This window comes from Achromobacter sp. PD1, assembly GCF_048541815.1.
Lineage (GTDB): Bacteria > Pseudomonadota > Gammaproteobacteria > Burkholderiales > Burkholderiaceae_B > Achromobacter > Achromobacter bronchisepticus_A.
The window spans coordinates 541627-564847 of record NZ_CP183349.1 but is presented as its reverse complement, the minus strand read 5'-3'; the positions used below and the strand labels follow the sequence as shown (position 1 = coordinate 564847).

At 66.4% G+C, this 23221-nt stretch carries 23 protein-coding genes; 16 read left to right on the top strand and 7 right to left on the bottom strand.

The annotated features are described in order from the left end of the window. The first annotated feature begins 145 nt into the window (after window positions 1-145). The 5 genes from ACM1PE_RS02630 to ACM1PE_RS02610 all read left to right on the top strand — a co-directional run bounded on the left by ACM1PE_RS02630 (window position 146) and on the right by ACM1PE_RS02610 (window position 5347). The gene (locus ACM1PE_RS02630) at window positions 146-853 is read left to right on the top strand and encodes a response regulator transcription factor (protein ID WP_280016108.1); all 708 of its coding nucleotides are present in this window, start codon (window positions 146-148) and stop codon (window positions 851-853) included. Further along, window positions 810-2279, top strand: coding sequence for a sensor histidine kinase (locus ACM1PE_RS02625; protein ID WP_059375118.1), 1470 nt, complete (start codon window positions 810-812; stop codon window positions 2277-2279). Before ACM1PE_RS02630 ends, ACM1PE_RS02625 begins: the two co-directional genes overlap by 44 nt. Further along, entirely contained in the window at window positions 2269-3357 is a 1089-nt protein-coding gene (locus ACM1PE_RS02620; RefSeq protein ID WP_059375120.1) for an ABC transporter substrate-binding protein, read from the top strand. The genes ACM1PE_RS02625 and ACM1PE_RS02620 overlap by 11 nt, the downstream gene beginning before the upstream one ends. A 284-nt stretch (window positions 3358-3641) precedes the next feature. Beyond that, complete coding sequence (locus ACM1PE_RS02615) at window positions 3642-4727, top strand: LuxR family transcriptional regulator (protein WP_419342515.1); 1086 nt, start codon at window positions 3642-3644, stop codon at window positions 4725-4727. A 299-nt stretch (window positions 4728-5026) separates the two neighbouring features. Next, window positions 5027-5347 carry a DUF4148 domain-containing protein gene (locus ACM1PE_RS02610; protein WP_419342514.1) on the top strand — a complete coding sequence of 107 codons (321 nt, stop codon included), beginning with the start codon at window positions 5027-5029 and terminating at the stop codon, window positions 5345-5347. A gap of 7 nt (window positions 5348-5354) precedes the next feature. Here the strand turns inward: ACM1PE_RS02610 and ACM1PE_RS02605 are convergent, their stop codons facing one another. Continuing rightward, window positions 5355-6320, bottom strand: a complete 966-nt coding sequence (locus tag ACM1PE_RS02605) for a helix-turn-helix domain-containing protein (RefSeq protein WP_059375126.1) — start codon at window positions 6318-6320, stop codon at window positions 5355-5357. Between the two features lie 164 nt (window positions 6321-6484). On the opposite strand from ACM1PE_RS02605, the gene ACM1PE_RS02600 reads away from it, so the two are divergent. The 9 genes from ACM1PE_RS02600 (at window position 6485) to ACM1PE_RS02560 (ending at window position 15735) form a co-directional block, all read left to right on the top strand. After that, window positions 6485-7333: a phytanoyl-CoA dioxygenase family protein gene (locus ACM1PE_RS02600; protein WP_059375127.1), complete on the top strand. Its 849-nt coding sequence runs from the start codon at window positions 6485-6487 to the stop codon at window positions 7331-7333. Next, window positions 7330-8862 carry a class I adenylate-forming enzyme family protein gene (locus ACM1PE_RS02595; protein ID WP_419342513.1) on the top strand — a complete coding sequence of 511 codons (1533 nt, stop codon included), beginning with the start codon at window positions 7330-7332 and terminating at the stop codon, window positions 8860-8862. Before ACM1PE_RS02600 ends, ACM1PE_RS02595 begins: the two co-directional genes overlap by 4 nt. 22 nt (window positions 8863-8884) lie before the next feature. Continuing rightward, window positions 8885-9814: a phytanoyl-CoA dioxygenase family protein gene (locus ACM1PE_RS02590; RefSeq protein WP_059375132.1), complete on the top strand. Its 930-nt coding sequence runs from the start codon at window positions 8885-8887 to the stop codon at window positions 9812-9814. A 1-nt stretch (window position 9815) separates the two neighbouring features. Next, window positions 9816-11045 carry a serine hydrolase domain-containing protein gene (locus ACM1PE_RS02585; RefSeq protein ID WP_419342512.1) on the top strand — a complete coding sequence of 410 codons (1230 nt, stop codon included), beginning with the start codon at window positions 9816-9818 and terminating at the stop codon, window positions 11043-11045. Between the two features lie 49 nt (window positions 11046-11094). Further along, the gene (locus tag ACM1PE_RS02580; protein WP_059375137.1) at window positions 11095-12354 is read left to right on the top strand and encodes an ABC transporter substrate-binding protein; all 1260 of its coding nucleotides are present in this window, start codon (window positions 11095-11097) and stop codon (window positions 12352-12354) included. A 69-nt stretch (window positions 12355-12423) separates the two neighbouring features. Next, window positions 12424-13305, top strand: coding sequence for a branched-chain amino acid ABC transporter permease (locus ACM1PE_RS02575; protein WP_059375141.1), 882 nt, complete (start codon window positions 12424-12426; stop codon window positions 13303-13305). Further along, window positions 13305-14318, top strand: a complete 1014-nt coding sequence (locus ACM1PE_RS02570; RefSeq protein ID WP_419342511.1) for a branched-chain amino acid ABC transporter permease — start codon at window positions 13305-13307, stop codon at window positions 14316-14318. The genes ACM1PE_RS02575 and ACM1PE_RS02570 overlap by 1 nt, the downstream gene beginning before the upstream one ends. Next, window positions 14315-15031, top strand: a complete 717-nt coding sequence (locus ACM1PE_RS02565; protein WP_059375147.1) for an ABC transporter ATP-binding protein — start codon at window positions 14315-14317, stop codon at window positions 15029-15031. The genes ACM1PE_RS02570 and ACM1PE_RS02565 overlap by 4 nt, the downstream gene beginning before the upstream one ends. Beyond that, on the top strand, window positions 15031-15735 hold the full coding sequence (locus ACM1PE_RS02560) for an ABC transporter ATP-binding protein (protein ID WP_059375149.1): 705 nt from the start codon (window positions 15031-15033) through the stop codon (window positions 15733-15735). Before ACM1PE_RS02565 ends, ACM1PE_RS02560 begins: the two co-directional genes overlap by 1 nt. A gap of 19 nt (window positions 15736-15754) precedes the next feature. On the opposite strand, the gene ACM1PE_RS02555 is transcribed toward ACM1PE_RS02560, so the two are convergent. Further along, complete coding sequence (locus tag ACM1PE_RS02555; protein ID WP_419342510.1) at window positions 15755-16183, bottom strand: VOC family protein; 429 nt, start codon at window positions 16181-16183, stop codon at window positions 15755-15757. A gap of 67 nt (window positions 16184-16250) precedes the next feature. After that, entirely contained in the window at window positions 16251-17306 is a 1056-nt protein-coding gene (locus ACM1PE_RS02550; RefSeq protein ID WP_419342509.1) for a hypothetical protein, read from the bottom strand. A gap of 542 nt (window positions 17307-17848) precedes the next feature. Between ACM1PE_RS02550 and ACM1PE_RS02545 the strand changes: the two genes are divergently transcribed. Further along, on the top strand, window positions 17849-18172 hold the full coding sequence (locus tag ACM1PE_RS02545) for a hypothetical protein (protein ID WP_059375158.1): 324 nt from the start codon (window positions 17849-17851) through the stop codon (window positions 18170-18172). An 88-nt stretch (window positions 18173-18260) separates the two neighbouring features. Here ACM1PE_RS02545 and ACM1PE_RS02540 read toward each other — a convergent pair whose 3' ends face one another. Then, the gene (locus ACM1PE_RS02540; protein ID WP_280016097.1) at window positions 18261-19646 is read right to left on the bottom strand and encodes a PLP-dependent aminotransferase family protein; all 1386 of its coding nucleotides are present in this window, start codon (window positions 19644-19646) and stop codon (window positions 18261-18263) included. A 118-nt stretch (window positions 19647-19764) separates the two neighbouring features. On the opposite strand from ACM1PE_RS02540, the gene ACM1PE_RS02535 reads away from it, so the two are divergent. Then, window positions 19765-20625 carry a DMT family transporter gene (locus ACM1PE_RS02535; protein WP_118931794.1) on the top strand — a complete coding sequence of 287 codons (861 nt, stop codon included), beginning with the start codon at window positions 19765-19767 and terminating at the stop codon, window positions 20623-20625. Between the two features lie 31 nt (window positions 20626-20656). Here ACM1PE_RS02535 and ACM1PE_RS02530 read toward each other — a convergent pair whose 3' ends face one another. From ACM1PE_RS02530 to ACM1PE_RS02520, 3 genes are all read right to left on the bottom strand, one after another. Continuing rightward, window positions 20657-21100, bottom strand: coding sequence for a DUF695 domain-containing protein (locus ACM1PE_RS02530; RefSeq protein ID WP_419342508.1), 444 nt, complete (start codon window positions 21098-21100; stop codon window positions 20657-20659). Window positions 21101-21180: 80 nt separating this feature from the next. Then, a complete protein-coding gene (locus tag ACM1PE_RS02525) occupies window positions 21181-22122 on the bottom strand; it encodes a sensor domain-containing diguanylate cyclase (RefSeq protein ID WP_059375169.1) in 942 nt (313 codons plus the stop codon). A gap of 132 nt (window positions 22123-22254) precedes the next feature. Continuing rightward, window positions 22255-23127, bottom strand: a complete 873-nt coding sequence (locus ACM1PE_RS02520) for an alpha/beta fold hydrolase (RefSeq protein WP_118931792.1) — start codon at window positions 23125-23127, stop codon at window positions 22255-22257. Window positions 23128-23221 lie beyond the last annotated feature (94 nt).

Genomic DNA, 23221 nt, shown 5'->3' with positions numbered 1-23221 from the left:
TTTTGAACACGAGTGCGGTGTGGGGTCCATCCCTTCCGCCGCCGGGCCGCCCCAAGGCGGAAGGCGCCCCCTCCGGGGGCAGCAAGCGAGCGCAGCGAGTGCGGCGTGGGGGTCCCCACATTCCCCTCATGCGACAATCGCCTCTATGCGCATATTGGTGATCGAAGACGACGCGGACCTGGCCGACGCACTCGTGCGCCGGCTGCGCCGTCTCGGCCATGCGGTCGACTGCCAGAACGACGGCCTCAGCGCTGACGGCGTGCTGCAGTACGAAACCTTCGATCTCGTCATCCTGGACATCGGCCTGCCCCGCATGTCGGGCTTCGACATCCTGCACCGCCTGCGCGACCGCGGCAGCAAGACGCCCGTGCTGGCGCTGACCGCCCGCATCGACATCGAAGACCGCGTCCACGCCCTGGATACCGGCGCCGACGACTACCTGGCCAAGCCCTTCGATTTCCGCGAACTGGAAGCCCGTTGCCGCGCCCTGCTGCGCCGTCCCAGCGCCCAGGCCGCCGGCGTGCTGCGCTTTGGCGAACTCATCATCGACAGCGCCGCGCGCCAGGTCACGCTGGCTGGCCAGCGCATCGAACTGCCCAAGCGTGAATACAGCCTGCTGGAAATCCTGCTGGCCGGCATGAACCGCGCCGTCAGCAAGACCGAAATCGCCAACAAGCTGTTCGCGTTCGACGACGACGCCGCGCCCAACGCCATCGAGGTCTATATCGCCCGGCTGCGCCGCAAGCTCGAAGGCTCGCCGCTGCGCATCGAAACGCAACGCGGCACCGGCTACCTCCTGACCGCCACCGATGACCACGACAGCTCCGCCGCGTCCGGCCCCGGCCGGGAGTGAATCCGCCAGGCCCGCCGCCGCGCAGGGCCGCATCTCGATCAAGCGCCGCCTGCTGGCCATGCTGCTGGCGCTGTTCGTCGCCGCCCTGGCCACGCTCTACCTGCTGGTGCGCGGCTACGCCAATCAGACTGCCGACAACACCTACGACCAGTTGCTGCGTGCCTCGGTGCTGTCCATCGCCGACAGCCTGCAGCTGGTGCAGGGCGAGTGGCGCATGGATATGCCCTACGCCTCGCTGGCGCTGCTGGAACAGGCGCCGCGCGACCGCGTGTTCTATCGCGTCGGCGACGCCGGCGGCGCGCTGATTTCCGGCTACGCGGATCTGCCCGCGCCGCCCGGCCGCGGCAACGACGGCTCTGCTTATTCGCCCCGGCTGTACGACGCCAGCTACCAGGGCGAACCGGTGCGCATCGCCTGGATGGAACGCAAGATCGCCGGCCCCCGCAATGCCGAGACCGCCCTCATCCAGGTCGCGCAGACCCGCGAAGCGCGCAACGCGCTGGCGGCGGGCATCTTGTGGCAAGGCACGCTGGCGCTGATCGGCTTTACCGCCGCGGCGCTTGCGCTGGCCTACTGGGGCCTGCTGCGGTCGCTGTCGCCCATCCGCCGCATCGAACGCGAACTGGCTGTCCGCAGCGCGTCGGACCTGCATCCCATCGCCGCTCCCGTGCCCGAGGAACTCGACACGCTGGTGCACTCGCTTGACGGCTTCATGGCGCGCCTGTCGGAAAACCTCGACACCTTGCGCCTCTTCATCGCCGAGGCCGCCCATCAGCTGCGCACGCCGCTGGCCGCGCTGCACGCGCAGATGGAAGTGGCGCTGGACGAGGAGGACCCCGCCGAACAACGCCGCAGCCTGCTGGCCGTGCTGCGCAACGCCGAGAAACTCTCGCGCCTGGTGAACCAGCTGCTGAGCGACGCCAGCGTCATCCACCGCAGCAACGTCCGCCAGTTCCAGCCGGTGGACCTGGCCGAGCTGCTGCGCCAGGCGGTGTATGACACAGTCCCGCAAGCCGATCCCCAACCCGATGTGCGCCTGCATCTGCCCGTTACGGCGCCCGGCAGTCCCCCCACCGTGCTGGGTGACAGCCTGATGCTGCGCGAAGCCTTCAAGAACCTCATCGACAACGCCCTGCGCCACGGCGCCACGGAAGAAGGCCACATCGACGTGCGGCTGGAGCCGCAGGACGCAGGCTGGCGCATATCCGTATCCGACCAGGGTCCGGGCATTCCCCCGGCGCTGGCCAACGCCGCCTTCGAGCGCTTCGTGCGCGGCCCCAACCCGCGCGCGCCCGGCGCCGGGCTGGGCCTGTCCATCATCAAGCGCGTGGTCGACATCCATCAGGGCCGGCTGGCCCTGAGCAACCGCGTGGGCGGCGGCCTGGACGCCGTGGTCACGCTGCCGCCCCGACCCCATGAAGCTTGATCTCCTGAAACCCCTGCGCCTGCTGGCGGCGCTGGCCGCGCTGCTGCCCTTTGCTGCCGGCAACGCCGCGGAAACCAGCGCCGGCGGCCTGACGCTGGGACCCGCCGACAGCAGGAACGTATTGGTCGTGCATGCCTCCAACAGCGTGCAGGTGTTCCGCGGCGTGCTGGAAGACTTCAGCAGACTCAACCCCGGCCTGCGCCTGGAGTACACCGAGCTGTCCACGCAGGAGCTGTATGCCGGGACGGTCTCCCGCGCCACGCCGGCGGCCACCACCCGGTCCGGGCCCGACATCGTCATCAGCAGCGCCATGGACCTGCAGACCAAGCTGGTCAACGACGGCTACGCGCAACCCCACATCTCGCCGGAAACCCGCGCCCTGCCGGCCTGGGCCAACTGGCGCGACGAGGTCTTCAGCATCGGCACCGATCCCATCGTCATGGTCTACAACACCCGCAAGCTCGCGCCCGCGCGGGCGCCGCGCACCCGGCGCGAGCTGCTGTCCCTGCTGCAGGCGCCGGACCAGCCCCTGGCCGGCGCCATCTCCACCTACGATGTCGAGGGCAGCGGCATCGGCTACCTGGCGGCCACGCAGGACACGCGGCTGGACAGCATGGCCGGCGCACTGCTGGCCGAACTGGGCCGCAACCGCGTCGCCGTGCATGCGTCCACCGAAGACGCGCTGGACAAGCTCGAACGCGGCGAGATCACGCTGGCCTACAACCTGCTGGAGTCCTATACCCGGCATCGCATCGACCAGGGCGCGCCGCTGGCCATCGTCTATCCGCAGGACTACACGCTGATGCTGTCGCGTTCCGCCATCATCCCCAAGCAGGCGCCGCGGGCGGATCTGGGCGCGATGTTCCTGGACTATCTGCTGTCGCCGCGGGGCCAGGAAATGGTCGCGCGGCAATCGGGCATGCGGCCGGTGGGCGCTTCGGCCAACCCGGAAGCGGGCGTGCGGCCGGTTGGACTGGGCGTAGGGCTGCTGGTGTATCTGGATGCGCTCAAGAAGCGGCATTTCCTGGATCTTTGGCGCGCGGCGATCCGTCCGCCCGGCGGCGGCGCGCAACCCTGACGCCGCCAGGCGGCGCATACTGGTAAGAATGCCCCGGTACGTCGATACCACCTCCGGATCCGGCCCCTCTTGTCCGGACGAAGCGCCTATTTTTTTTATCCGCCCCGGGATTTTGCGAGGATAATTTCCTTGTGGCAGCGCCGCCGACAATCCAGGCAGGCCAACCTCCCCCACGCCGGCAAACCATGGCCGCGCAGCGCTCCCCCGATCTGGCCGGAGCCACCTCTACAACGATCTGTGATGCGTGACAGCGTTTGCGTCTGAACCAGAGTTGGAGGCACGAAATGGCTGAACACCAGATTGCCGTCCGGCGCGCGATCGAAGCCCTGGACCGTCTGGCGGATCCCGATCCGCCCTGGCGCGACATCCTGCTGACCGCCCGCGACATGGTGGGCGCGGACAGCGGCACCTTGATCGTCTTCGATGCCCGTCACAAGCTGCTGGACCTGTCCACCGTGAGCTTTCCCGAAGCCGCCGCCACGGACTACCGCAACCACTACTACAGCTGCGACATCGTCGAACAGGACTCGCGGCTGCTGCCCGTCGGCACTTGGCTGGATACCGCCAGCATGTGCGGCCACAAGCAGCTGCAGCGTTCCGAGTTCTACACGGACTTCATGCTCAAGCAACGCATGGCGCAAGTCCTGTGCCTGGTGATCGAATCCAGCGCCAAGCTGCGCGCCGCCATCGCCTTTCAACGCTCGACCGTGGACGACAAGGCCAGCGAACGGCTCCAGTCCGGCGACATCGCCCAGTACTTCCGCCTGCTGAAGAACCGGTTGGCCCAGCGCGAAAAGATGCTCGCCATCGGCTGGACAGCCATCGATAGCGCGCTCTCGGATGTGGGCGAGGCCGTGCTGCTGGTCAGCCGCGACGCGATGGTGAACATGAAGTCTGCCCTGGCCACGCGCTATCTGGACGACGGCCACGGCTGGAACGTGCGCGGCGGCAAGCTGCGCCATCCCGACGCCAAGATACAGGCCTTGTTCGACGCGTATTGCCAGGCGGTCGCGCGCGACGGCAAGGCGCGATCGCTGGCGGCCGCCGCCGGATGGGGCGAATTGACCTGGATCGACATCAGCGCGGCCCCGCAAGCGCTGAGCCTGATCGGCAACCGCATGCTGCTGGTGCGCATGCGCAGAAAGAGCGCCTTCGCCCAACCCGACGTCGACAGGCTGGAAGCCGTGTTCGCCATCACGCACGCGGAAGCCGCGGTGCTGGCCGGACTTGCGATGGGACATAGCGTGGAGGAAGTCGCCACGCTGCGCCATGCCTCGGTGCTGACCGTGCGTAAACAGGTCGCATCCCTGCTCAACAAGATGGAATGCAACCGCCAGTCCGAACTGGTCAGGCTCGCCTCGCTGCTGTGAGCGTGCGCCGCCGGCACGACGTACCCAATATTGAGTATGTGGCGCCTACTCGCACCGTCCTACGATGAGCACGAAGGCATGAGGCCCGGACGTCCTCTCCGGCCCGAGTCGTAAACCTGGCAGCGCAAAGGCGCCAGGTACGTGTCCGCGCCCGCCGCGGGCCGGGCCGGCCTGCCCAAGAAGAACATCAATGCGCCAATCCGGTAGCGCAGCTGTCCCTGCCCCGGGCTGCATTGCCGCAAGCCCCCATGGACACCGGTTTCCAATGCTGCGGTCACTCACGTCATCAGGAGCATTTCATGAAAACTGCCCTAACCGTCCGCGCCATGATCCCCGTCGTCCTGGCGGCCTGCGCCCTGCTCTCCGGCCCCGCCGTCGCGCAAACGGCCGTCGCCCCCACCACCGCTGCGCCCCCGTCGGACGTCCAACTCAGCCGCGATCAGGTCGAACGCGACCTGGCAGCCTGGAAGCAATCCGGCGTTGAAAGAAACTGGGACAGCGACAGCACCCCGGACATCAACAGCCCCGAATACATCGCCGCCTACAGGAAGTATGTGGACACGGTCAGGCCGGCAAGCTCCCCACAGATGCAGCAGCCGCAGGGCCAGAGCAAGTGGTGATGCGCCGCTATCCTGCCCGCGAGGGCGCACCGCCGCGCTCGCTGCCTGGCGAGCGGCCATAGTGCGCGCGGTACGCCCGATTGAATGTGGAAACTTCCTCGAATCCCCAGCTGGCGGCGATGTCCGCGATGGAGCGGCCAGGCTGGGTTTCGATGGCCTGGCGGCATTTCTCCAGCCGGCACTGCCGCACGTGGGCGCTAAAGCTCAAGCCATGCTCGGCCATGATCTTGAACAGATAGCTGCGGGAGATGCCGAGCTCCTCGCTGGCCGAGACCGGCGTCAGGCCAGGGTCGGCCAGACGGCGCTGCACCAGCGCCAGAATGCGGTCCAGGACTTCATGGCGCACCCGTTCGGCGATCTGCGCGCCGGCATCCGCCCCTTCGAGCTGGGTCCGCGACAGCAGTTCGCTGCAATGCCTGACCATCAGCGCCTGCACCTGCTGCAACTCGTTTGCCGGCAATTCGCTGACCAGGCGCATGTAGCTGGCCAGCACCCGCCCCGCCCCTGAACTTCCGTCCAGCACCGGCGTGGCCAGCCGTCCGCGGCGGCCCAGTTGCGGCCGCAGGAGGCCTTCCGGGATTTCGATGCAGAACATGCGGAAATCGGTGCGGAAGTCGACTTCCCAGGGCGACGCGCAATCCACCACATAAACGTCGCCGGCCTGCGCGCGCATGGCGCTTCCGTCCTGCGAGACCAGAGCCTCGCCCGCACACAGCAAATTGGCGAAGAACGGAGATTGCGTGCGGGCCGAGAGACCGGCTGCGGACAGCCTGACCACATGGGACTGGGCAGTAATGGTCGAGCCGTGCAGATCCGGCAGCAGCAGGCCGTCGATCTGGCCGCGAAAGCTGCGCGCGGCGTCGCGCTCGGGTTCGAGCGGCACGTAGGCATCGCAGATCGCATCGCGCCAATACGCGAACTGATCCTGCGGCGCTATGACATCGGTGGTGTGGTGGTAGGCCTGCGCGCTCATCTTGAGTACCGGATCATGCCGACTGGGCCGCCATCTTCTAGGGGATGGACGCTTTGCGCCACTGCCGTGGACGCTACGCGCTGGCAGGGCGAAGACTACCGGCCGATTATACGCACAGACCTATACCGCCGGACGCAGATCCAGGCCCCATCAGGAGACAAGAGATGTCCACGCCCGAACCGCTCGACGAGCGGATCGCAGCCTTTGAACGCGACGGCTTCGTGGTGCTGCCCGGGATCATCCCGCCCGAGCAGGTCAGCCAGCTGCAGGAAGCCCTGATCCGGATCGAGGCCGAGCATAACCTCGGTTATGCCCAGACCTCGTTCGAAGGCCGCAAGACGGTGCGCATCAACAACCTGCTGGTCTACGATCCGCGCTTCTGGGACGTGCCGCTGCAGCCCGACGTGCTGGGCCTGGCCGAACGCCTGCTGGACCGTGAGCTGCTGCTGTCGTCGCTGTGCTCGCTGACGCTGGCGCCAGGACAAGGCGCCCAGCCGTTGCACGAAGACACTCAGCAGCTGGCCTTGCCGCGCCCGCGCCCGCCGCTGGCGGTCAACGCCATCTGGGCCTTGAGCGATTTCACGGCCGAGAACGGCGCCACCCACATCGTGCCGGGCAGTCATCGCTACGATTCGTCGCCGCCCTATGGCGCGCAGGATATAGACACGGTGCAAGCCACCATGAAGGCAGGCAGCGTCATGCTGTTCGACAGCGCGCTGTGGCACAAGGGCGGCGCCAACAACAGCAATGCGCGCCGCTACGCCCTGTCGTGCTACTACTGCGCCGGCTGGATGCGGCAACAGGAAAACCTGCAACTCGGCATTCCGGCCGAGGTGGCGCGAAGCTTTCCGCGCCGCCTGCAGGAATTGTGCGGCTACAGCATCTACAAGGGGCAGTACGGCCACATCGACAACGCCGACCCCATTACCCTGTTGGGCGGGGCAGGCCGGCCCACGGTATGGCAGGCCAGCGACGCCAAGACCGCCCGCAAGGCAGCCGAGCGCAAGACATGAACTCCCCCGCCCTGCCCGCCGTCCCGGACTCGGTGATCCATCTGCTGCGCGACGCCGCCCGCGAAACGCCCGATCTGCCCGCGCTGTTCTTCGAAGGCGTACGCCTGAACTACGCGCAATACGCCGGCCTGGCCGGCGCATTGGCGCGCCGCCTGGGCGAGCGCGTGCGGCCCGGCGACCGGGTGGCGCTGCTGATGCAGAACTCGCTGGACCTGGCCGTCGCCACCTTTGCCGTGCACGCGCTGCGCGCGCAGGCCGTACCGTTGAATCCCGGCTACCGCGAACGCGAACTGGCCTACATGCTGCACGACGCCGCGCCTTGCATGCTGCTGCACGACGACAGCGTAAAGCTGGACCTGCACGCCCTGTGTCCCGGCCTCGATGCCGGCGCCATACTCCGTATAGGCAACGGCGCCGGCCTGCTGGAGTTGCTGCCGCAGGCCTGCGCCCTGCCCGAAGACCTGCCCCGGCACGAAGACCTGGCCACGCTGCAATACACCGGCGGCACCACCGGACGCCCGAAGGGTGTGAACATCCTGCACCGGCAGATCGCCTACAACATCGCGCAGCGCGAAGCCTGGCTGCCGACGCGGCGCGAGTCGGAGGTGGTGCTCTGCGTAATGCCGCTATTCCACGTGTCGGCGGTCGCCATGTCGCTCTACCTCAGCCTGCATGCCCGGGGCGAACTGGTGGTGATGCGGCGCTTCGATGCCGCCCGCACGATAGACGCCATCGCCGCCCATCGCGTCACGCTGCTGCCGGGCGCGCCTGCCATCTTTCACGACTTGCTGCTGAACCCCGCTCTCAGTCCGGAACGCATGGCCAGCCTGCGCGCCTGCTTCTCCGGCGCGGCGCCGCTGCCGCGCGAAACCCTGGCGCGCTTCGCGCAGCGCGCGGGCTGTCCCATCTACGAAGGCTACGGCATGAGCGAAGCCGGCCCTTGCCTGGCGTTCAACCCCATGCACCGCCCGTGCAAGCCAGGTTCCGTGGGCCTGCCGGTTCCGGGCGGCGAGCTGCAGGTGGTGGATCTGGACCATGGCGACCGGCCTCTGCCGCCCGGCCAGCCCGGCGAGATCCGCGTGCGCGGTCCGCACGTGATGGCCGGTTACCGCCAGCCCGCGCAGGCGCTGCGCGCGGGCTGGTTCTACACCGGCGATGTCGCGGTCCTGGATGACGAAGGCTATCTCCACCTGCAAGGAAGGCGGCACGACTGCATCAACGTGGGCGGTTTCAAGGTCTATCCGCTGGAAGTGGAGCAGGTGCTGCTGTCGCGCCCCGAGGTCGGCGAAGCCGCCGCCTTCGGCGTGGCCGACGAGCGGCTGGGACAGGTGGTGCACGCATGGGTCACGCCCGCGCCGGGCCAGCGCCTGGACCCCGACGCCCTGCAAGCCCATTGCGCCGCACATCTGGCCGGCTACAAAGTGCCGCGCCGCATAGGCGTGGCGGAAGCCCTGCCGCGCACCAGCATCGGCAAGCTCGCACGCGGCGCACTGGCCCCCGTGGCCGCGCCCGGTCCGATTTCGCAGTGACATTCAACACAAGGGGAGGAACATGAAGCAACTCGATCTGCAGGCGCTGCAACGCCAGCTCGCCGAAGAAGGTTACGCCGTCATTGAAAACGTGCTGGACGCCGCGCAACTGGAACAGGCGCGCGAGCGCGTCGCCAGCCTGATGGCCGCCGAACGCGCCGATCCGTTCCCGCTGGACGACGAACGGCACGAAGACGATGACGACATCCTGGCCTACTATAAGCGCCACTACACGGTGAGCGACATGGAAGCGCAGCGCATGGTGGCGCGCGTGCACCAGTACCGCCGCGACAACGAAAACACGCGCTGGCCGGTACCCATCAACAAAGTGTCGAAGAACTTCCTGCACTTGCCCACCCTGTTCGACGACGACAAGTCGCAACGCGTCTGGAACCTGCTGAACAAGGCGCCCGACATGATCCCGCTGATCGAGCACCCGGTGGTGCTGCCGATGGTGCGCAGCGTAATGGGCCAGGACTGCAACCTGCACGACTTCCAGGCCACCAGCATCGGCCCCGGCACGGGCGGCGGCGCCTGGCACGTGGACGCGCCGCTGGGCCAGATCGCCGAGCCGCTGCCGGAGTTTCCGCTGACGCTGCAGAACGTCTGGATGCTGGACGACTTCACCGCCGACAATGGCGCCACGCGCGTCATGCCGCGCAGCCACAAGCTGCGCAAGTCGCCGCCCTGGGGCAGCGGCCCGCTGGACGGCGAGGTCACGCTGACCGCGCCTGCCGGCTCGGTCGCCATCTGGCTGTCCAATACCTGGCACCGCTCCGGCCCGAACCATACCGACCGCGAGCGCCGCGCCATACTCTGCAACTACAACGTGTCCTGGCTGCGCGGCTTCGCCGACTTCACCAGCACCCTGCCCGCAGGCGTCGCGGCCGCGTTGTCCCACGATGCGCGCTATCTGCTGGGCTACGGCGCACGCGCGCCGTTGACGCGCTGACATGGGCGCCGCGACCTTGCCCCAGGCGCCAGCAACCGCGCCCCCGGCCATCCACGGCTACTGCGATCCCGCCTTCGAACCGGTACGCGCCGCGTTCGCGCGCAACTTCCAGGACGGCGGCGAGCTGGGCGCATCCGTCGCCATCGAGGTCGACGGCAATCCGGTGGTCGACCTGTGGGCCGGATGGACCGACACGGACCACAGCCGGCCCTGGCAACGCGACACCGTCTGTATCGTGTTCTCCAACACCAAGCCAGCCACGGCGCTCTGCGCCCACATGCTGGCCGAAGCCGGCGAACTGGACCTGGACGCGCCTGTCATCCGCTACTGGCCCGAATACGCCGCAGCGGGCAAGGCCGGCACCACCCCGCGCATGCTGCTCAACCACACCGCAGGCTTGCCCGCGCTGCGTGAACCCTTGCCCGCGGACGCCGCCTTCGACTGGGAAGGCATGGCTGGCCGGCTGGCCGCCGCCGCGCCTTTCTGGATCCCGGGCGAACGGGTGGCTTACCACGGCCTGACCTACGGCTGGCTGGTCGGCGAACTGGTGCGCAGGCTGGGCGGCTGCATGCCTGGCGAGTTTTTCCGCCGCCATATCGCGCAGCCGCTGGACCTGGACTTCTGGATAGGCCTGCCGGCAACCGAGGAAGCGCGGGTAGCGCCCATCGTGCCGCCGCCGGCGCCGCAAGCGCCGTTCAGTCCCTTCGAACAGTCACTGAAGGATGAGCCCGCAAGCCCCACCGCGCTATACGCCAAGAATACCGGCGGCTGGCGCCCTTCCGGCTTCAACAGCCGCGCGGGCCGTGCAGCCGGGCTGTGCGCGGCGGGCGGAATCGGCAATGCGCGCAGTCTGGCCCGCCTGTACGGCACGCTGGCGCTGGGCGGCGCGCGCGGCGGCGTGCGCCTGCTGCGCGAGGACACGCTGGCCGCGGCCACCGCCCTGTCGGCGCGCACGGACGACGACGCCTGCCTGCGCGTGCCTACGCGCTACGCCAGCGGCTTCATGCGCCAGATGGACAACCGTGCACAGGGCCTGGACAGCGCCTGCTTCGGCAGCGAGGCCTACGGCCACACGGGCGCCGGCGGATCGTTGGCTTTCGCCTGGCCGCAGCGCCGGCTTTCCTTTGCCTACACCATGAACCGCATGGGCCGCACCGTGCTGCTCGATGAACGCGCGCACCGCCTGGTGCGCGCGACGCACGCGGCTCTGGGCGCGGGGCCGCCAGACTGACGCCAACGCGGCACACACTAATCACAAAAAATACTGGAGACAAATTCTCATGAGCACGAGCTTTCCCTATCGCCCCTCCGTCCTGCGGCATCTCTTCGCCGCCGCCGGCGCCACCCTGCTGGTCCACGGCGCCGCCATGGCCGCCGACCCGGTGAAGATCGGCTATCTGATTCCGCTATCGGGCAGCGCCACAGCCTCCATCGGCAAGGATATGTCGCGCGCCACGCATCTGGCCGTCAAGCACATCAACGACGCCGGCGGCATCAAGGCGCTGGGCGGGGCGCAATTGCAACTGGTCGAAGTGGACACCCGGGGCGACGCCAAGGTCGCCATGACCGAGGTCGAACGCCTGATTACCCGCGAGAAGACCCCGGTGCTGCTGGGCGCGTTCCAAAGCGGCGTGACCTTCCCCGCCACGGCCGTCGCGGAAAAGAATCGAGTGCCGTGGGTAGTGGACCTGGCTGCCAAGGCCGACATCACCGAGCGCGGCTTCAAGTACGTATTCCGTCCCACGCAGATCCCGGCCTCGGGCAATGCCGAGAGCATGGCCGACTTCATTCAATACGCGGGCAAGACCACCGGCAAGCCGGCCAAGACCGTCGCCATGGTCTATGAGAACACCGATTGGGGCCAGGACATGGCCAACACGCTGCGCGCCAAGTTCAAGGCAGCCGGCATCGATCTGGTGCTGGACGAGGGATACCCGCCCAACTCGCCCGACCTGCGTCCGCTGGTGCTGAAGATCAAGGGCAAGAAGCCTGATGTCGTCACCGTAACCTCCTATGGCGCCGACGCGGTGCAACTGCACAAGCTGCTGGCGCAAATGCGGGTCGGCTCGACCTACGTCGGCAGCGCGGCCGGCCAGATCGACAGCACCTTCATTCCGCTGGTCGGCAAGGAAATCGCCGGCAATGTCTACACCACCAACGGCTGGGCCGGCTACGAGTCGTCCATCACCACGCCGTTCGCCCAGAAGTTCTGGGACGATTTCGTCGCCGCCTACAAGGTCGATCCCAACGAACTGTCGGTCAGCGCCTACGCCGCGGTCTGGGTCATCAAGGACGCGCTGGAGCGCGCCGGTCGCGCCGATCCCGAGGCCATCCGCGACGCCCTGGCCCAGACCAGGATGCAAGGCACTGACCTGAACAAGCTGGTGGGCTATGACATCGTGATCGACGCCAAGGGCCAGAACCCCGAGAAGCGCTACGTCATGCAGCAGATCACGCCCGACGGCCAGTACCGCACCGTGTGGCCGGAAAACCTGGCTTCCAAGTCCTACAAGATGGTCTGGCCCGCCGCCCAGCCCTGACCGACCCGGCGCCGCCGCGCCACGCCCCGCGCGTGGCGCTGGCGCCCCGTTATCGCTAGGAGCTTCCCCTTGACCAATACCCTACTCCAGGCGCTGCTGGGCGGTATCGCCAGCGGTGCCGTCTACGGCCTGATCGCGCTAGGCCTCAGCCTGCAGTTCGGCGTCATGAAGATCATCAATTTCGCCCACGGCGCCTTTCTGATGATGTCCATGTACGTCTGCTTCGCGCTCACCAGCCATTTCGGCCTGCACCCGCTGGCCGCCATGCCGCTCACGGCGGCGGCGCTGTTCGTCGTCGGCTATGCCTGCCAGCGCTGGCTGCTCGACGGCATCTACCGCAAGGAAAACTCGCGCGAGCCGATCGGCGTGCTGATCTTCACCACCGGCCTGTGGATCTTCCTGGACAACGCCTTCCTGGCGCTGGCCGGTCCCGACAGCCGCACCATCGACGCGCCCTGGGCCAACGAGGTCTGGATGCCCGGCGACCTGATCTTTACCTATCCGCAGATCGCCGGCCTGTTCTTCGCCTGCCTGATCACGGCAGCCCTGGTGCTGTTCCTGCGTCACACGCGCACCGGCCGCGCCATCCGCGCCACCGGTCAGGACCGCGAAGCCGCCAGCGTGTTAGGCATAGACAGCGCCCGCGTCTACCGGCTGTCGTTCGCCATCGGCCTGCTGGTGCTGGGCGCGGCCGGCGCGCTGCTGCTGCCGCTCTATCCGGTCAACCCCTTCGTCGGCGACATCTTCGGCCTGCGCGCCTTCGTCATCGTCGTGCTGGGCGGCATCGGTTCGGTGGCCGGCGCGTTCTGGGGCGGCATCCTGGTCGGCGTGCTGGAATCGGTCGGCAGCCAGCTGATTCCCATCACTTACGCCGAGGCGCTCATCTTCCTGCTGTTTCTCGCCACCATGTATTTCCGGCCCAGCGGGCTGTTCGGCGTGGAGAACGAATAATGGCCAAGACCACAAAGACTTCGGCCGCCGGCATCGCCGCGCTGGGCCTGTTGGCGCTGCTGCCGCTGGCCAGCGGCAACCAATACCTGCTGTCGGTAGGCGCCATGACGCTGCTGTACGCCTATCTGGCGCTGTCGTGGAACATCCTGGGCGGCATTGCCGGCCAGCTCTCGCTGGGCCATGCCGCGTACTTCGGGCTGGGCGCCTATACCTCGACCTGGCTGTTCGTGAACCTGGGCATCAGCCCCTGGCTAGGCATGTGGGCCGGCGCCGCCGTGGCCATGGGAGCGGCGCTGATCGTGGGGTTGTCCTGCCTGCAATTGCGCGGCGCCTACTTCGCGCTGGCCACGATCGCCTCATGCATGGTGCTCAAGACCCTGGTGGAAAACGCCGACACCCTGCTGGGCGGGCCGCGCGGCATGGAGGTTACTTTGCTGCGCGACGCGCCGCTGTACTTCCAGCATACCGGCAAGGCCTATTACTACATTGTGGCGCTGGCCTTCACCATCGCCGCGTTGCTGATCAACCGCCACGTGCTGCGCAGCCGTTTCGGCTACTGCCTGACGGCCGTGCGCAACGACCAGGACGCGGCAATGGCGCTGGGCGTGCCCGTGCGGCGCTACAAGCTCACCGCGGCCATGCTGAGCGCGGCCATGACGGCACTGGGCGGCACCTTCTATGCACAGTTCGTGCTCTACATCAGCCCGGACAAGGTGTTCGGCGCCAATCTCAGCGTCGTCATTGCCGTGGTCTGCATCATCGGCGGACGCGGCACGCTCTGGGGGCCGGTGCTGGGCGCGCTGCTGTTGTTGCCTGGCGAAGAACTGGCGCGCTCGCTGACCGGGGGCATGGTGGGGGCCGACATGATGCTGTACGGCCTCTTGCTGATGATCGTTATCCGCTGGGAGCCGCGAGGACTGATGGCGATACTGTCCCGCCGCGGCAAAGCGCCTGTGCGCGCCTCCGCCGCGCCTGCCAAGGCGGCCGGCCCCGCAATGGGAAGCACGCGATGAACCTGCTCGAATTCCATAATGTCAGCCGCAATTTCGGCGGCGTACGAGCCTCCGACGAGGTCAGCTTCGCCGTCGGCGCCGACGAGATCGTCGGCCTGATCGGTCCCAACGGCGCCGGCAAGACCACGCTGTTCGCCATGGCCTCCGGCTTCGTGCCGCCCAGCAGCGGCGACATCCGCTTCAACGGCGCCCGCATCAACGGCCAGGACCCGGCGCGCATCTGCGCCGCTGGACTCGCACGCACGTTCCAGATCGTAAAGCCATTCGGCGACATGACGGTGCTGGAGAACGCCATGATCGGCGCCTTCCTGCGCCACCGCGCGCCAGCCCAGGCCGAGGAAATCGCCCAAGCCGTGCTGGCCCGCGTCGGCCTGGCCGGACGCGAGCACCAAATCGCACGCACCCTCACCCTGTCTGGCCGCAAGCGCCTGGAAGTCGCAAAGGCCCTGGCTACCCAGCCTCGTCTGCTACTGCTGGACGAAGTGATGGCGGGCCTGACGCCGGTGGAGACCGAGGAAATGGTGGCGCTGATCCTGTCGTTGCGCGGCGACGGCATCAGCGTCCTGGTGATCGAACACAATATGAAAGCCATCATGCAACTATCCGACCGCATCGTCGTCATCCAGCAGGGGCGCAAGATCGCCGACGGTCTGCCGCAGCAGGTCGCCCGCGATCCGCAGGTGGTGCGCGCCTATCTCGGGGAGGCCGCCTGATGCTCGAAATCCGTCAATTGGACGCCGGCTACGGCGACGTACAGGTGCTGCGCGGCGTGGACCTGCACGTGGGCGAAGGCGAGATCGTCAGCCTGGTTGGCGCCAACGGCGCCGGCAAGAGCACGCTGATCCGCACCGTCATGGGCTCCCTGCCCGCGCTGGCCGGCGAGGTCCGCTTCCTGGGCGAGCGCATCAGCGGCCTGCCCGCGCACCTGGTGGCGCGCCTGGGCATGGCCCAGGTCATGGAAGGCCGCCGCCTGTTCGGCCACATGGACGTCGAGGACAATCTGCTGGTCGGCGCCGACGTGTTGCGCGACAAGCGCCGCAGCCGCGACAACCTGGACTGGGTCTATCAACTGTTCCCGCGCCTGCGAGAACGCCGCCGCCAGCTCGCCCGCTCGTTCAGCGGCGGCGAGCAGCAGATGCTGGCCATCGGCCGCGCGCTGATGACCTCGCCCAAGCTCCTGCTGCTGGACGAGCCGTCCATCGGACTGGCACCCATCATGGTCAAGGACATCTTCGACAAGCTGCCGCTCATCAACGCGCGCGGCATCACCATTCTGCTGGTGGAGCAGGACGTGCACCGCTCGCTCAGCATGGCCGCGCGCGGCTATGTGCTGGAACACGGCGAGATCGTCATGTCGGGGCCCGGCGCCGAACTTCTGGCCGATGAAGGGCTGCGCCGCGCCTATCTGGGGGTGTGACCACGGGACGGCGCGCGGCTCAGAACGTCACTTTGACCGAGGGCGCGCTGCGCCGCGCCTCGCCGTGGAACACGGCCTCGATGTTGTTGCCATCCGGATCCAGCACGAAGGCGCCGTAATACCCCGGGTGGTAGTCCCGGAAACCCGGCGCGCCGTTGTCCTTGCCGCCATGGGCCAGCGCCGCCTTGTAGAAGGCATCGACCATGGCCTGGTCCTGCGCCTGGAACGCAAGATGATGGCGTCCGGTCAGTTCCCCCGCCGCGGCCTTGCTGTCGGGCGTGGACACGAACAGTTCGTCGGCCCAGAAATAGCCGTCGCCCGTGCCGCCCATCGGTACCTTCAACGCATCGAAAACCGCTTGATAAAACCGCTGGCTGGCCGCCAGGTCCCGCACCACCAGCTGGATGTGGTCGATCAGCCGGCCGCGATGGATTTCATTGGTCTGCATGTGGCGCTCCTGTTGGATGGGGAGCCTTTGACTATACCTTTCGGCATGCGGCCCCGTCCGCACCGGTTCAAGCCAGGTACGAAGCCACCTCGTCACGCGTGAGATAGCGCGTGAATGTCATGGACGGCTGCTGCGCCTCGTGCATGGCGCCGTTGAACCCGGACCAATTGCGTTTCATGCCTTCGTCCGTTTCCAGCGCGATCAGCACGCGCCTGCCGTGGCGTGAGGCGTTGTGGCGCAGCGCCGCCTCGCCCCACGCGTAGCGCATGGCGTCGATCAGCGCGCCATTGGCATAGGCGTCGGCCTGCAGCCATTGGAAATCAGCGGTATCGCCGTCCTGATCCGGTTCGCGCGGCGCGATCTCTCGCTTCACGCCCAGCGCCTGCGCATGCTCGCCGATGATGATCTGCAGCAACGTGAATGCGTGGAAGTTGTTGTTCACGGCATGCGCCCTGGCAATGAAACCCGTCATGGAAGCCGGCAGCAGCACCACCAGTTCATCCTCGTAACCCAGCTGCGAGGCCAGCCACAGATAATGCAGATTCTCGAAGGGCAGGCTGTCGTTGCTGGTGGCCATGGGATGCAGCAGCGCCATCAATTCCGCGTCGGACACCAGGGCGGCGTGATTGCGGCGATCGCGCAGGACCATGGTCATCATCGGCAGCACCAGCAGGTCCGCCGCCTGGTGCAAGGCCTCCACCTCCCAGCGCCGGTCTTCGGGCACGTCGGCCATGCGCGACCTGGCGTCCTGCCAGGCCTGTCGGTCGGCCTCCTCCACCTCATCGTCGTCATCCTCGACCTCCTGCGCGCAATACGGACTCAGGGTGCGCAGCCACTGCCGCAGCAAGTCTTGCAGGACGGCAAAGAGCACCGCCGGATCGGCGCCGTCCTCCACCAGCGAGCCGCACATCAAGGCCAACGCGGCGGCGCGACCGGGATGCAGCGTCGGCAGCAGATCGGCACAGGTCCGCAGACTGGCGTCGGCCTGCCCAGGTTCTTGGGCCCTGGCAAGAAAGGCGCTGACCTCGGGGCGCTGGAAGAACTGATCCAGCGGGTCCAGATCATCGGCTGTGGTGACGGGAGTACGAAGCGCGGCGGCGAATGTCGTGTCGGAAGCAGTCATGGAGATGAGCGAACATGAAAGCGGCGGTGGACGCCGCGCGGCAGCCCGGAGTTTACTGAAGCTGCGCCGGACGCGTCTGCAGCAAGCTTTCAAGACGGGGCGAAACACCCCGTCGCCAGAATCCGGAAGATAGTGATCGCATGTGCATCGAGCGCCAGGTATTGATTTTTCCCCGCGACCTGCGACAATGAAATCACGCATTTCATCTTGGCCGACAGTCCGTTCCTGGTCCCTGACCATCACCGCGCTCCGCAAGGCGCGATCAAAGGAGCCCACGATGCCGCCCATAATCCTCCCGGCATTCGCGTAGCGAGCCGACCCTCTCCTCACAAGACGCAGTCCAGCCGCGAACGTTCCGCCACGGCCGCATATCGCCCTGCGGACTGACGCGCCCGCGCTGCAGCAGCAAGCCATACATGGGCTCGCCCAAGCGAACACGGTCCGATAACGGCTTGCGATTAACTTTCGCCGCCGGCTGCCGTTAAAGAAGTGAAGACAGACATAGCCATCCCCTCCGTTTCCAGTCGCAAGGAGTTGCTGTCATGTCCAAGCTCCAATATCGCCTTTCCCTGCTTTTGCTGTGCGCGTCCAGCGTCCTGCCCGCAGCCCACGCCGCGGATGGAACCATCTATTTCCACGGGGCCATCGTCGAGGCGGCATCATGCACGCCGCAGATTCAACCCAAACGGGTCGCCGTGCGCGTGGAATGCGACGCTGAACGCGCCCGCGCCGCCGGCAAGCCGGCCTACCGCTACGGGGTAAACGCCAGCCGCGTGCAGGTCGACGTGCAGCCCGTGTCCCTCAAGGCGCGACAGACCGGGCAGAAAGATGCCCAGGGCTACATCATCACCCTCGCCTACTTGTAGTCGCAAGTACGCACGATCCGGCGGCCCGCGCGCCGCTGGATTGCGTAGCCCCCGGTGGCGCGCCGCAAACCGGGATAGACAGGACGCATCAAGCGGCGTTCAAGGCCTTGGCCAGCACCGTGAATATCCGCTCGTCCGTGGACTGCGCAACGTTGAACCGCAGGAAATCCCCAGCTGCCAGCGACTGGCTGAACGCATTCCCCGGCGCCACCAACACCCCTTCCTTCAGGCACAGGCGGGCCACGGTAGCCGCGTCCTTGCCTTCGGGCAGGCGGCACCACAGAAACATGCCCGCCCGGGGCGTCAACCAGGGCTTGATGCCAAGCTTCTGCAGCTTGGCGGCGGTCTTGTCCATCTGCTGCGCCAGACGCAGCCGGGTCAACTCCATATGCCGACGGTAGCCGCTGCCCGTCAAGGTTCTGAAAATGACGTCGGCCGCCAGCCGGCTGCTGCCAAAAGTCGTGGCGACTTTCAGGTCGGTCAGGCTTTCCACCCAGTCGGACCGCACCGCGATGTAGCCGCAGCGCACCGACGCCGACACCGTCTTCGAGAAGCTGCCGATATGTATGACCCGCGACAGCCCATCGAACGCGGCCAGCCGCGGCGCGGGCGTGTTCTCGAAATCCGCGAAGATATCGTCTTCGACGATCACCAGCTCGGAATCGTCCGCCAGCTTCAACAGACGGTGCGCAACCAGGGGCGACAAGGTCGCCCCCGTCGGATTGTGTATGCCGGAGTTCGTGATGTAGAGCCGCGGGGAATGCTCGCGCAGCGCCGCTTCGAACGCTCCGAGGTCCGGCCCGTTCGGCGTGTACGGCACTCCCACCGCCTTGACGCGATGCGCCTTCAGCAGCGCATGGAAGTTGAAATAGCAGGGGTCATCCACCAGCACCGTGTCCCCTGGCTCCAGCAGGAAGCGCAGGATCAGGTCGATGGACTGCGTTCCCGAATCGGTCAGCATGATCTGCTCGGGCCCGGCCTCTATCCCCATGCCCGCCATGCGCCGCGCCAATAACTGCCTCAAAGGCGCATGGCCCAACGGCGTTCCATACTCGGTCAGTTCCGCGGTTTCGGCCCGCGCCATGCCGCGCATGGCGCGCCGCAACCCGTCTTCATACATCCAGCTGACCGGCAGCCATCCGCAACCCGGCCGCAAGCTGTCCGCGTCCGCCGCCAGCGACTGGCGCGAAACCCACAGCGGATCGACCTCCCGGTCCAGCTTCGGTCCCATCTCGGTCAGCGTCAGCGGTGCCACCTGCCCGGCCACATAAAAGCCGGAGCCGGGACGCGACACCAGCACGCCCTCGGCCGCCAGCCGCTCGTAGGCTTCCACCACCGTGGACACCGACACGTCCAGCGTCTTGGCCTGCACTCTTACCGAAGGCAGCCGGGCGCCAGGCAAGGCCGTGCGCGCCGCAATCCGCCCCTGGATCTCGCCCATGACCTGCTTGATTAGGGTGCCGCCACGCGCCATGGAAATCTCCGCCGTACTGGCTCTTTATACATAACAGTTCCTTGAAATTGTACTGGATTGTGCGTGGACTACGGACAACTGCCGTGCTGTACTGAAGCCCGCTATCAAGGAGCTTCAGATGCAAAAGGCCACCAGCGGCTGGGTGAACGGTTTTATCGGTGTGGTGATCTTCGCGGGCTCCTTGCCCGCCACCCGGGTCGCCGTGGCGGACCTGGATCCCATTTTCCTGACCTGCGCGCGCGCCGCCATCGCGGGCCTCTTGGGCCTGGCCCTGCTGATGCTGCTGCGCCAACGCCGGCCGTCCCTGTCCGACCTCCCCTCCCTGGCGCTGACCGCGCTGGGCGTGGTGGTCGGCTTCCCCCTGCTGACGGCGCTGGCCCTGCAGCACGTCACCTCGGCCCACTCCATCGTCTTCCTGGGACTGCTGCCGCTCAGCACCGCGATCTTCGCAGTGATACGCGGCGGCGAACGCCCGCGACCGCCGTTCTGGATGTTCTCCATCGTCGGCGCCGCCTGCGTCGCGGGCTACGCCGCCTGGGGCGGCCTGCAAGCCTCGCCCACCGGCGACCTGCTCATGCTCGCCTCCATCATCGTCTGCGGCCTGGGCTACGCCGAAGGCGCCAAGCTCTCCCGCAAGCTGGGCGGCTGGCAGGTCATCAGCTGGGCGCTGGTACTGTCCCTGCCCCTCATGCTGCCCATCGCGCTACTGACCATGCCGGCCACGTTCGAACACGTTGGCGCGCCGGCGTGGATAGGTCTCGCCTACGTGTCGCTGTTCAGCATGCTCATCGGGTTCGTGTTCTGGTACCGCGGGCTGGCGCAGGGCGGGATTGCGGCGGTGGGGCAGTTGCAGCTGTTCCAGCCGTTCATGGGGCTGGGATTGGCTGCCGTGCTGCTGCATGAGCAGGTCAGCTGGACGATGCTGGTCGTGACGCTGGCGGCGGTGATTTGCGTGGCGGGCGCCAAGCGGTATGCGTAGCACGTGGCGCGCAAGCGCCACCCAAGCCCTATCAGTGAAGCTGGTCTGAACCCTGGGGCTGCAATTCCGCCAAGGCATTCCAATCGGGATCCTTGTACATGCGCAGTTGTATGGGATAGACCGGATGCCCCGCCAGGCATGCATTGAACGCATCCAGGAAGGCTTCGACGTCCCGCGTGTAGTAACGCCATTCTTTGTGGTGATTCCCCGTCAGGCAAGCCACCTGCAACCCGATATCGGAGTTCTCAAAGCCTTTTTCGATAGCCTCTTCAAAGCTATTGTGGCTCTGCTTGTCTTCATCACTGGGCATGCCGGACTCGATGCCCTGGTACGGCCACGAGATGATGACCAGGTTTTCATTGATCTGACGGTCAGGCGCCGATGGCAGCCCGGTGCGAAAACGAACGATGACCGTCAAGCCCTCGATCTGCGCTTCACCCACTGCCCACAGATCGCCTGGAAAAATACTGCTCATTAAATCAATTCCTGTGTAGACGCCGAACCCGGGAGGTTCAGCGCTTGTTACTGAGAAAACCTTGCGCGCGCGACCTAGCGCTACAACTGCATATGCTCAATGCGGTCCCGCCCATTTTTCTTGGCCGCATATAGCTGCTGGTCGACGGCTTCGATGAAGCCAGCGCGGTCTATCTTCCCGTCTGGCACCACCGTTCCGGCTCCAATGCTGACGGTGACGCGCCTGCCATGCGGTGACAGCGCGTGCACGATAGCCTTTTTCTGGAGCAAGCGCTGGCAGCGCTCAGCGACTTTTCGCGCCACCTCGGCGTCGGCTTCCGGCAGCAGCACGACAAACTCTTCGCCCCCGTAGCGCGCAACCAGATCGCGAGGCCCATCCAGCGCCAGACTCAAGGTCTGGGCGATATCCACCAGACATTGGTCGCCCTGGGTGTGGCCATACAGATCGTTGTACTGCTTGAAGAAATCAACGTCGAACAACAGCATGGACAGCGGCTGACGCTCGCTGCGCGCGCGCTCCCACTCCAATTCGAAACCACTATCGAAGCGACGCCGGTTGGCAATGTTCGTCAAACCGTCCTTGAAGGACAGCGCCTCCAATTCCTTCTGCAAGGTCAGCAGCTTTTCCTCGGTCTTCTTGCGTTCGGTGATGTCGAACATGAAACCGATCAGCGCTTCGACCTCGCCCCTGTCGTTGCGGACCACGTGCACAACGTCGCGGATCCACACGTAGCCGTTTTCCTTGGTCAGCGCCCGGTAGTCCGCCTCGTGGTCGACGCCGGCCTGGGATTGGGTGACGCAAAAATTCACCACATAGTCCCGATCCTCCGGGTGCATGCGCATGGCCCAGTCCTCCACGCTCACCCAGCTGTCGGCCTTCCAGCCCAACAACGTTTCAATCTGCGGGCCGATATAGGCGAACTGCTTCGTGGCCCAATCGATCTTCCAGGGAATTGCCTTGGTCGACTCAAGCAAGGTCCTATACACCGCGTTGTCATCAAGAAGCGGGCTTTCGCTCGACATACCCTATCCATCCTCGATCCAAATGAACGGGTCACTGTAGCCTGAATCCATCAGCTGCGGCGGGCTGCTCGGTGAGCGCCAAAAGAAGCGCGCCATGAATCGGCCGCGTTCGGCGGCCGCTTCCGGGATCCCTCAAGGCGCCAACACCTCGATAATCCGGCTCCCGATGTACTCCGCATGGGTCTCGAGCGCAAAATGCCCGGTATCCAGCAGCTCGACCTGCGCGTCCGGATTGTCCCGCTTGAACGCCTCGGCGCCAGGCGGAATGAAGAACGGATCGTGGCGCCCCCAGATCGCCAGCGTCGGGATCTTCGCCGCGCGGAAAAAGGCCTGGAAATCCGGATACCGCTTCAGGTTGTTGGCGTAGTCCAGGAACAGATCGAGCTGGATTTCCTTGTTGCCCGGCCGCTCGAGCAAGGCGGCATCGAGCGTGTAGCTTTCCGGAGCCACGTCGTCCGGATTGGCGACGCCATGCACGTACTGCCACTTTGTACCCTCTAGGTTCAGCACGGCATCCGCAATGACCTGGCGGTTGGCGGCGGTTGGCTCCGCCCAATAAGCGCGAACCGGCGCCCAGGCATCGCCCAGGCCTTCGAGATAGGCATTGCCGTTCTGCGAAACCAGGCCGGTGACCCGCTCGGGGTGGGCTAGCGCCAGGCGCAGCCCCACGGGCGCACCATAGTCGAAAACATACATCGCATAGCGCTTGAGACCCAGCGCATCGACGAATGCGCCGAGCGACGCGGCCAGGTCGTCAAACGTATAGCGGTAGCCGCGCTCCTCGGGCACTTCCGTGAAACCGAAGCCGGGCAGGTCCGGCGCGATCACTTGAAAGCGCGTGGCCAGAATCGGGATCAGGTTGCGGAATTGATGCGAGGAACTGGGAAAACCGTGCAGTAGCAGCAGCACGGGCGCATCGGGATTGCCCGCTGCGCGATAGAAAAAATTCAGGCCGTCGGCTTGCACGCGACGCGTTTGGATCCGGCTTTCAGGGGTACTGGACATGACGGTCTCCGCAGTCAGGAACTGGATCAGCAGCCGAATTCCGGCAGGCTGTGCGAGCCATTCTTGCGCCTTTTAAGTAACCCGTCAAACTAAT

Bases quoted from the DNA above. Each gene is read 5' to 3' on its own strand.
- ACM1PE_RS02630 (WP_280016108.1), top strand. From the start codon at position 146: ATGCGCATATTGGTGATCGAAGACGACGCGGACCTGGCCGACGCACTC.
- ACM1PE_RS02625 (WP_059375118.1), top strand. From the start codon at position 810: ATGACCACGACAGCTCCGCCGCGTCCGGCCCCGGCCGGGAGTGAATCC.
- ACM1PE_RS02620 (WP_059375120.1), top strand. From the start codon at position 2,269: ATGAAGCTTGATCTCCTGAAACCCCTGCGCCTGCTGGCGGCGCTGGCC.
- ACM1PE_RS02615 (WP_419342515.1), top strand. From the start codon at position 3,642: ATGGCTGAACACCAGATTGCCGTCCGGCGCGCGATCGAAGCCCTGGAC.
- ACM1PE_RS02610 (WP_419342514.1), top strand. From the start codon at position 5,027: ATGAAAACTGCCCTAACCGTCCGCGCCATGATCCCCGTCGTCCTGGCG.
- ACM1PE_RS02605 (WP_059375126.1), bottom strand. From the start codon at position 6,320: ATGAGCGCGCAGGCCTACCACCACACCACCGATGTCATAGCGCCGCAG.
- ACM1PE_RS02600 (WP_059375127.1), top strand. From the start codon at position 6,485: ATGTCCACGCCCGAACCGCTCGACGAGCGGATCGCAGCCTTTGAACGC.
- ACM1PE_RS02595 (WP_419342513.1), top strand. From the start codon at position 7,330: ATGAACTCCCCCGCCCTGCCCGCCGTCCCGGACTCGGTGATCCATCTG.
- ACM1PE_RS02590 (WP_059375132.1), top strand. From the start codon at position 8,885: ATGAAGCAACTCGATCTGCAGGCGCTGCAACGCCAGCTCGCCGAAGAA.
- ACM1PE_RS02585 (WP_419342512.1), top strand. From the start codon at position 9,816: ATGGGCGCCGCGACCTTGCCCCAGGCGCCAGCAACCGCGCCCCCGGCC.
- ACM1PE_RS02580 (WP_059375137.1), top strand. From the start codon at position 11,095: ATGAGCACGAGCTTTCCCTATCGCCCCTCCGTCCTGCGGCATCTCTTC.
- ACM1PE_RS02570 (WP_419342511.1), top strand. From the start codon at position 13,305: ATGGCCAAGACCACAAAGACTTCGGCCGCCGGCATCGCCGCGCTGGGC.
- ACM1PE_RS02565 (WP_059375147.1), top strand. From the start codon at position 14,315: ATGAACCTGCTCGAATTCCATAATGTCAGCCGCAATTTCGGCGGCGTA.
- ACM1PE_RS02560 (WP_059375149.1), top strand. From the start codon at position 15,031: ATGCTCGAAATCCGTCAATTGGACGCCGGCTACGGCGACGTACAGGTG.
- ACM1PE_RS02555 (WP_419342510.1), bottom strand. From the start codon at position 16,183: ATGCAGACCAATGAAATCCATCGCGGCCGGCTGATCGACCACATCCAG.
- ACM1PE_RS02550 (WP_419342509.1), bottom strand. From the start codon at position 17,306: ATGACTGCTTCCGACACGACATTCGCCGCCGCGCTTCGTACTCCCGTC.
- ACM1PE_RS02545 (WP_059375158.1), top strand. From the start codon at position 17,849: ATGTCCAAGCTCCAATATCGCCTTTCCCTGCTTTTGCTGTGCGCGTCC.
- ACM1PE_RS02540 (WP_280016097.1), bottom strand. From the start codon at position 19,646: ATGGCGCGTGGCGGCACCCTAATCAAGCAGGTCATGGGCGAGATCCAG.
- ACM1PE_RS02535 (WP_118931794.1), top strand. From the start codon at position 19,765: ATGCAAAAGGCCACCAGCGGCTGGGTGAACGGTTTTATCGGTGTGGTG.
- ACM1PE_RS02530 (WP_419342508.1), bottom strand. From the start codon at position 21,100: ATGAGCAGTATTTTTCCAGGCGATCTGTGGGCAGTGGGTGAAGCGCAG.
- ACM1PE_RS02525 (WP_059375169.1), bottom strand. From the start codon at position 22,122: ATGTCGAGCGAAAGCCCGCTTCTTGATGACAACGCGGTGTATAGGACC.
- ACM1PE_RS02520 (WP_118931792.1), bottom strand. From the start codon at position 23,127: ATGTCCAGTACCCCTGAAAGCCGGATCCAAACGCGTCGCGTGCAAGCC.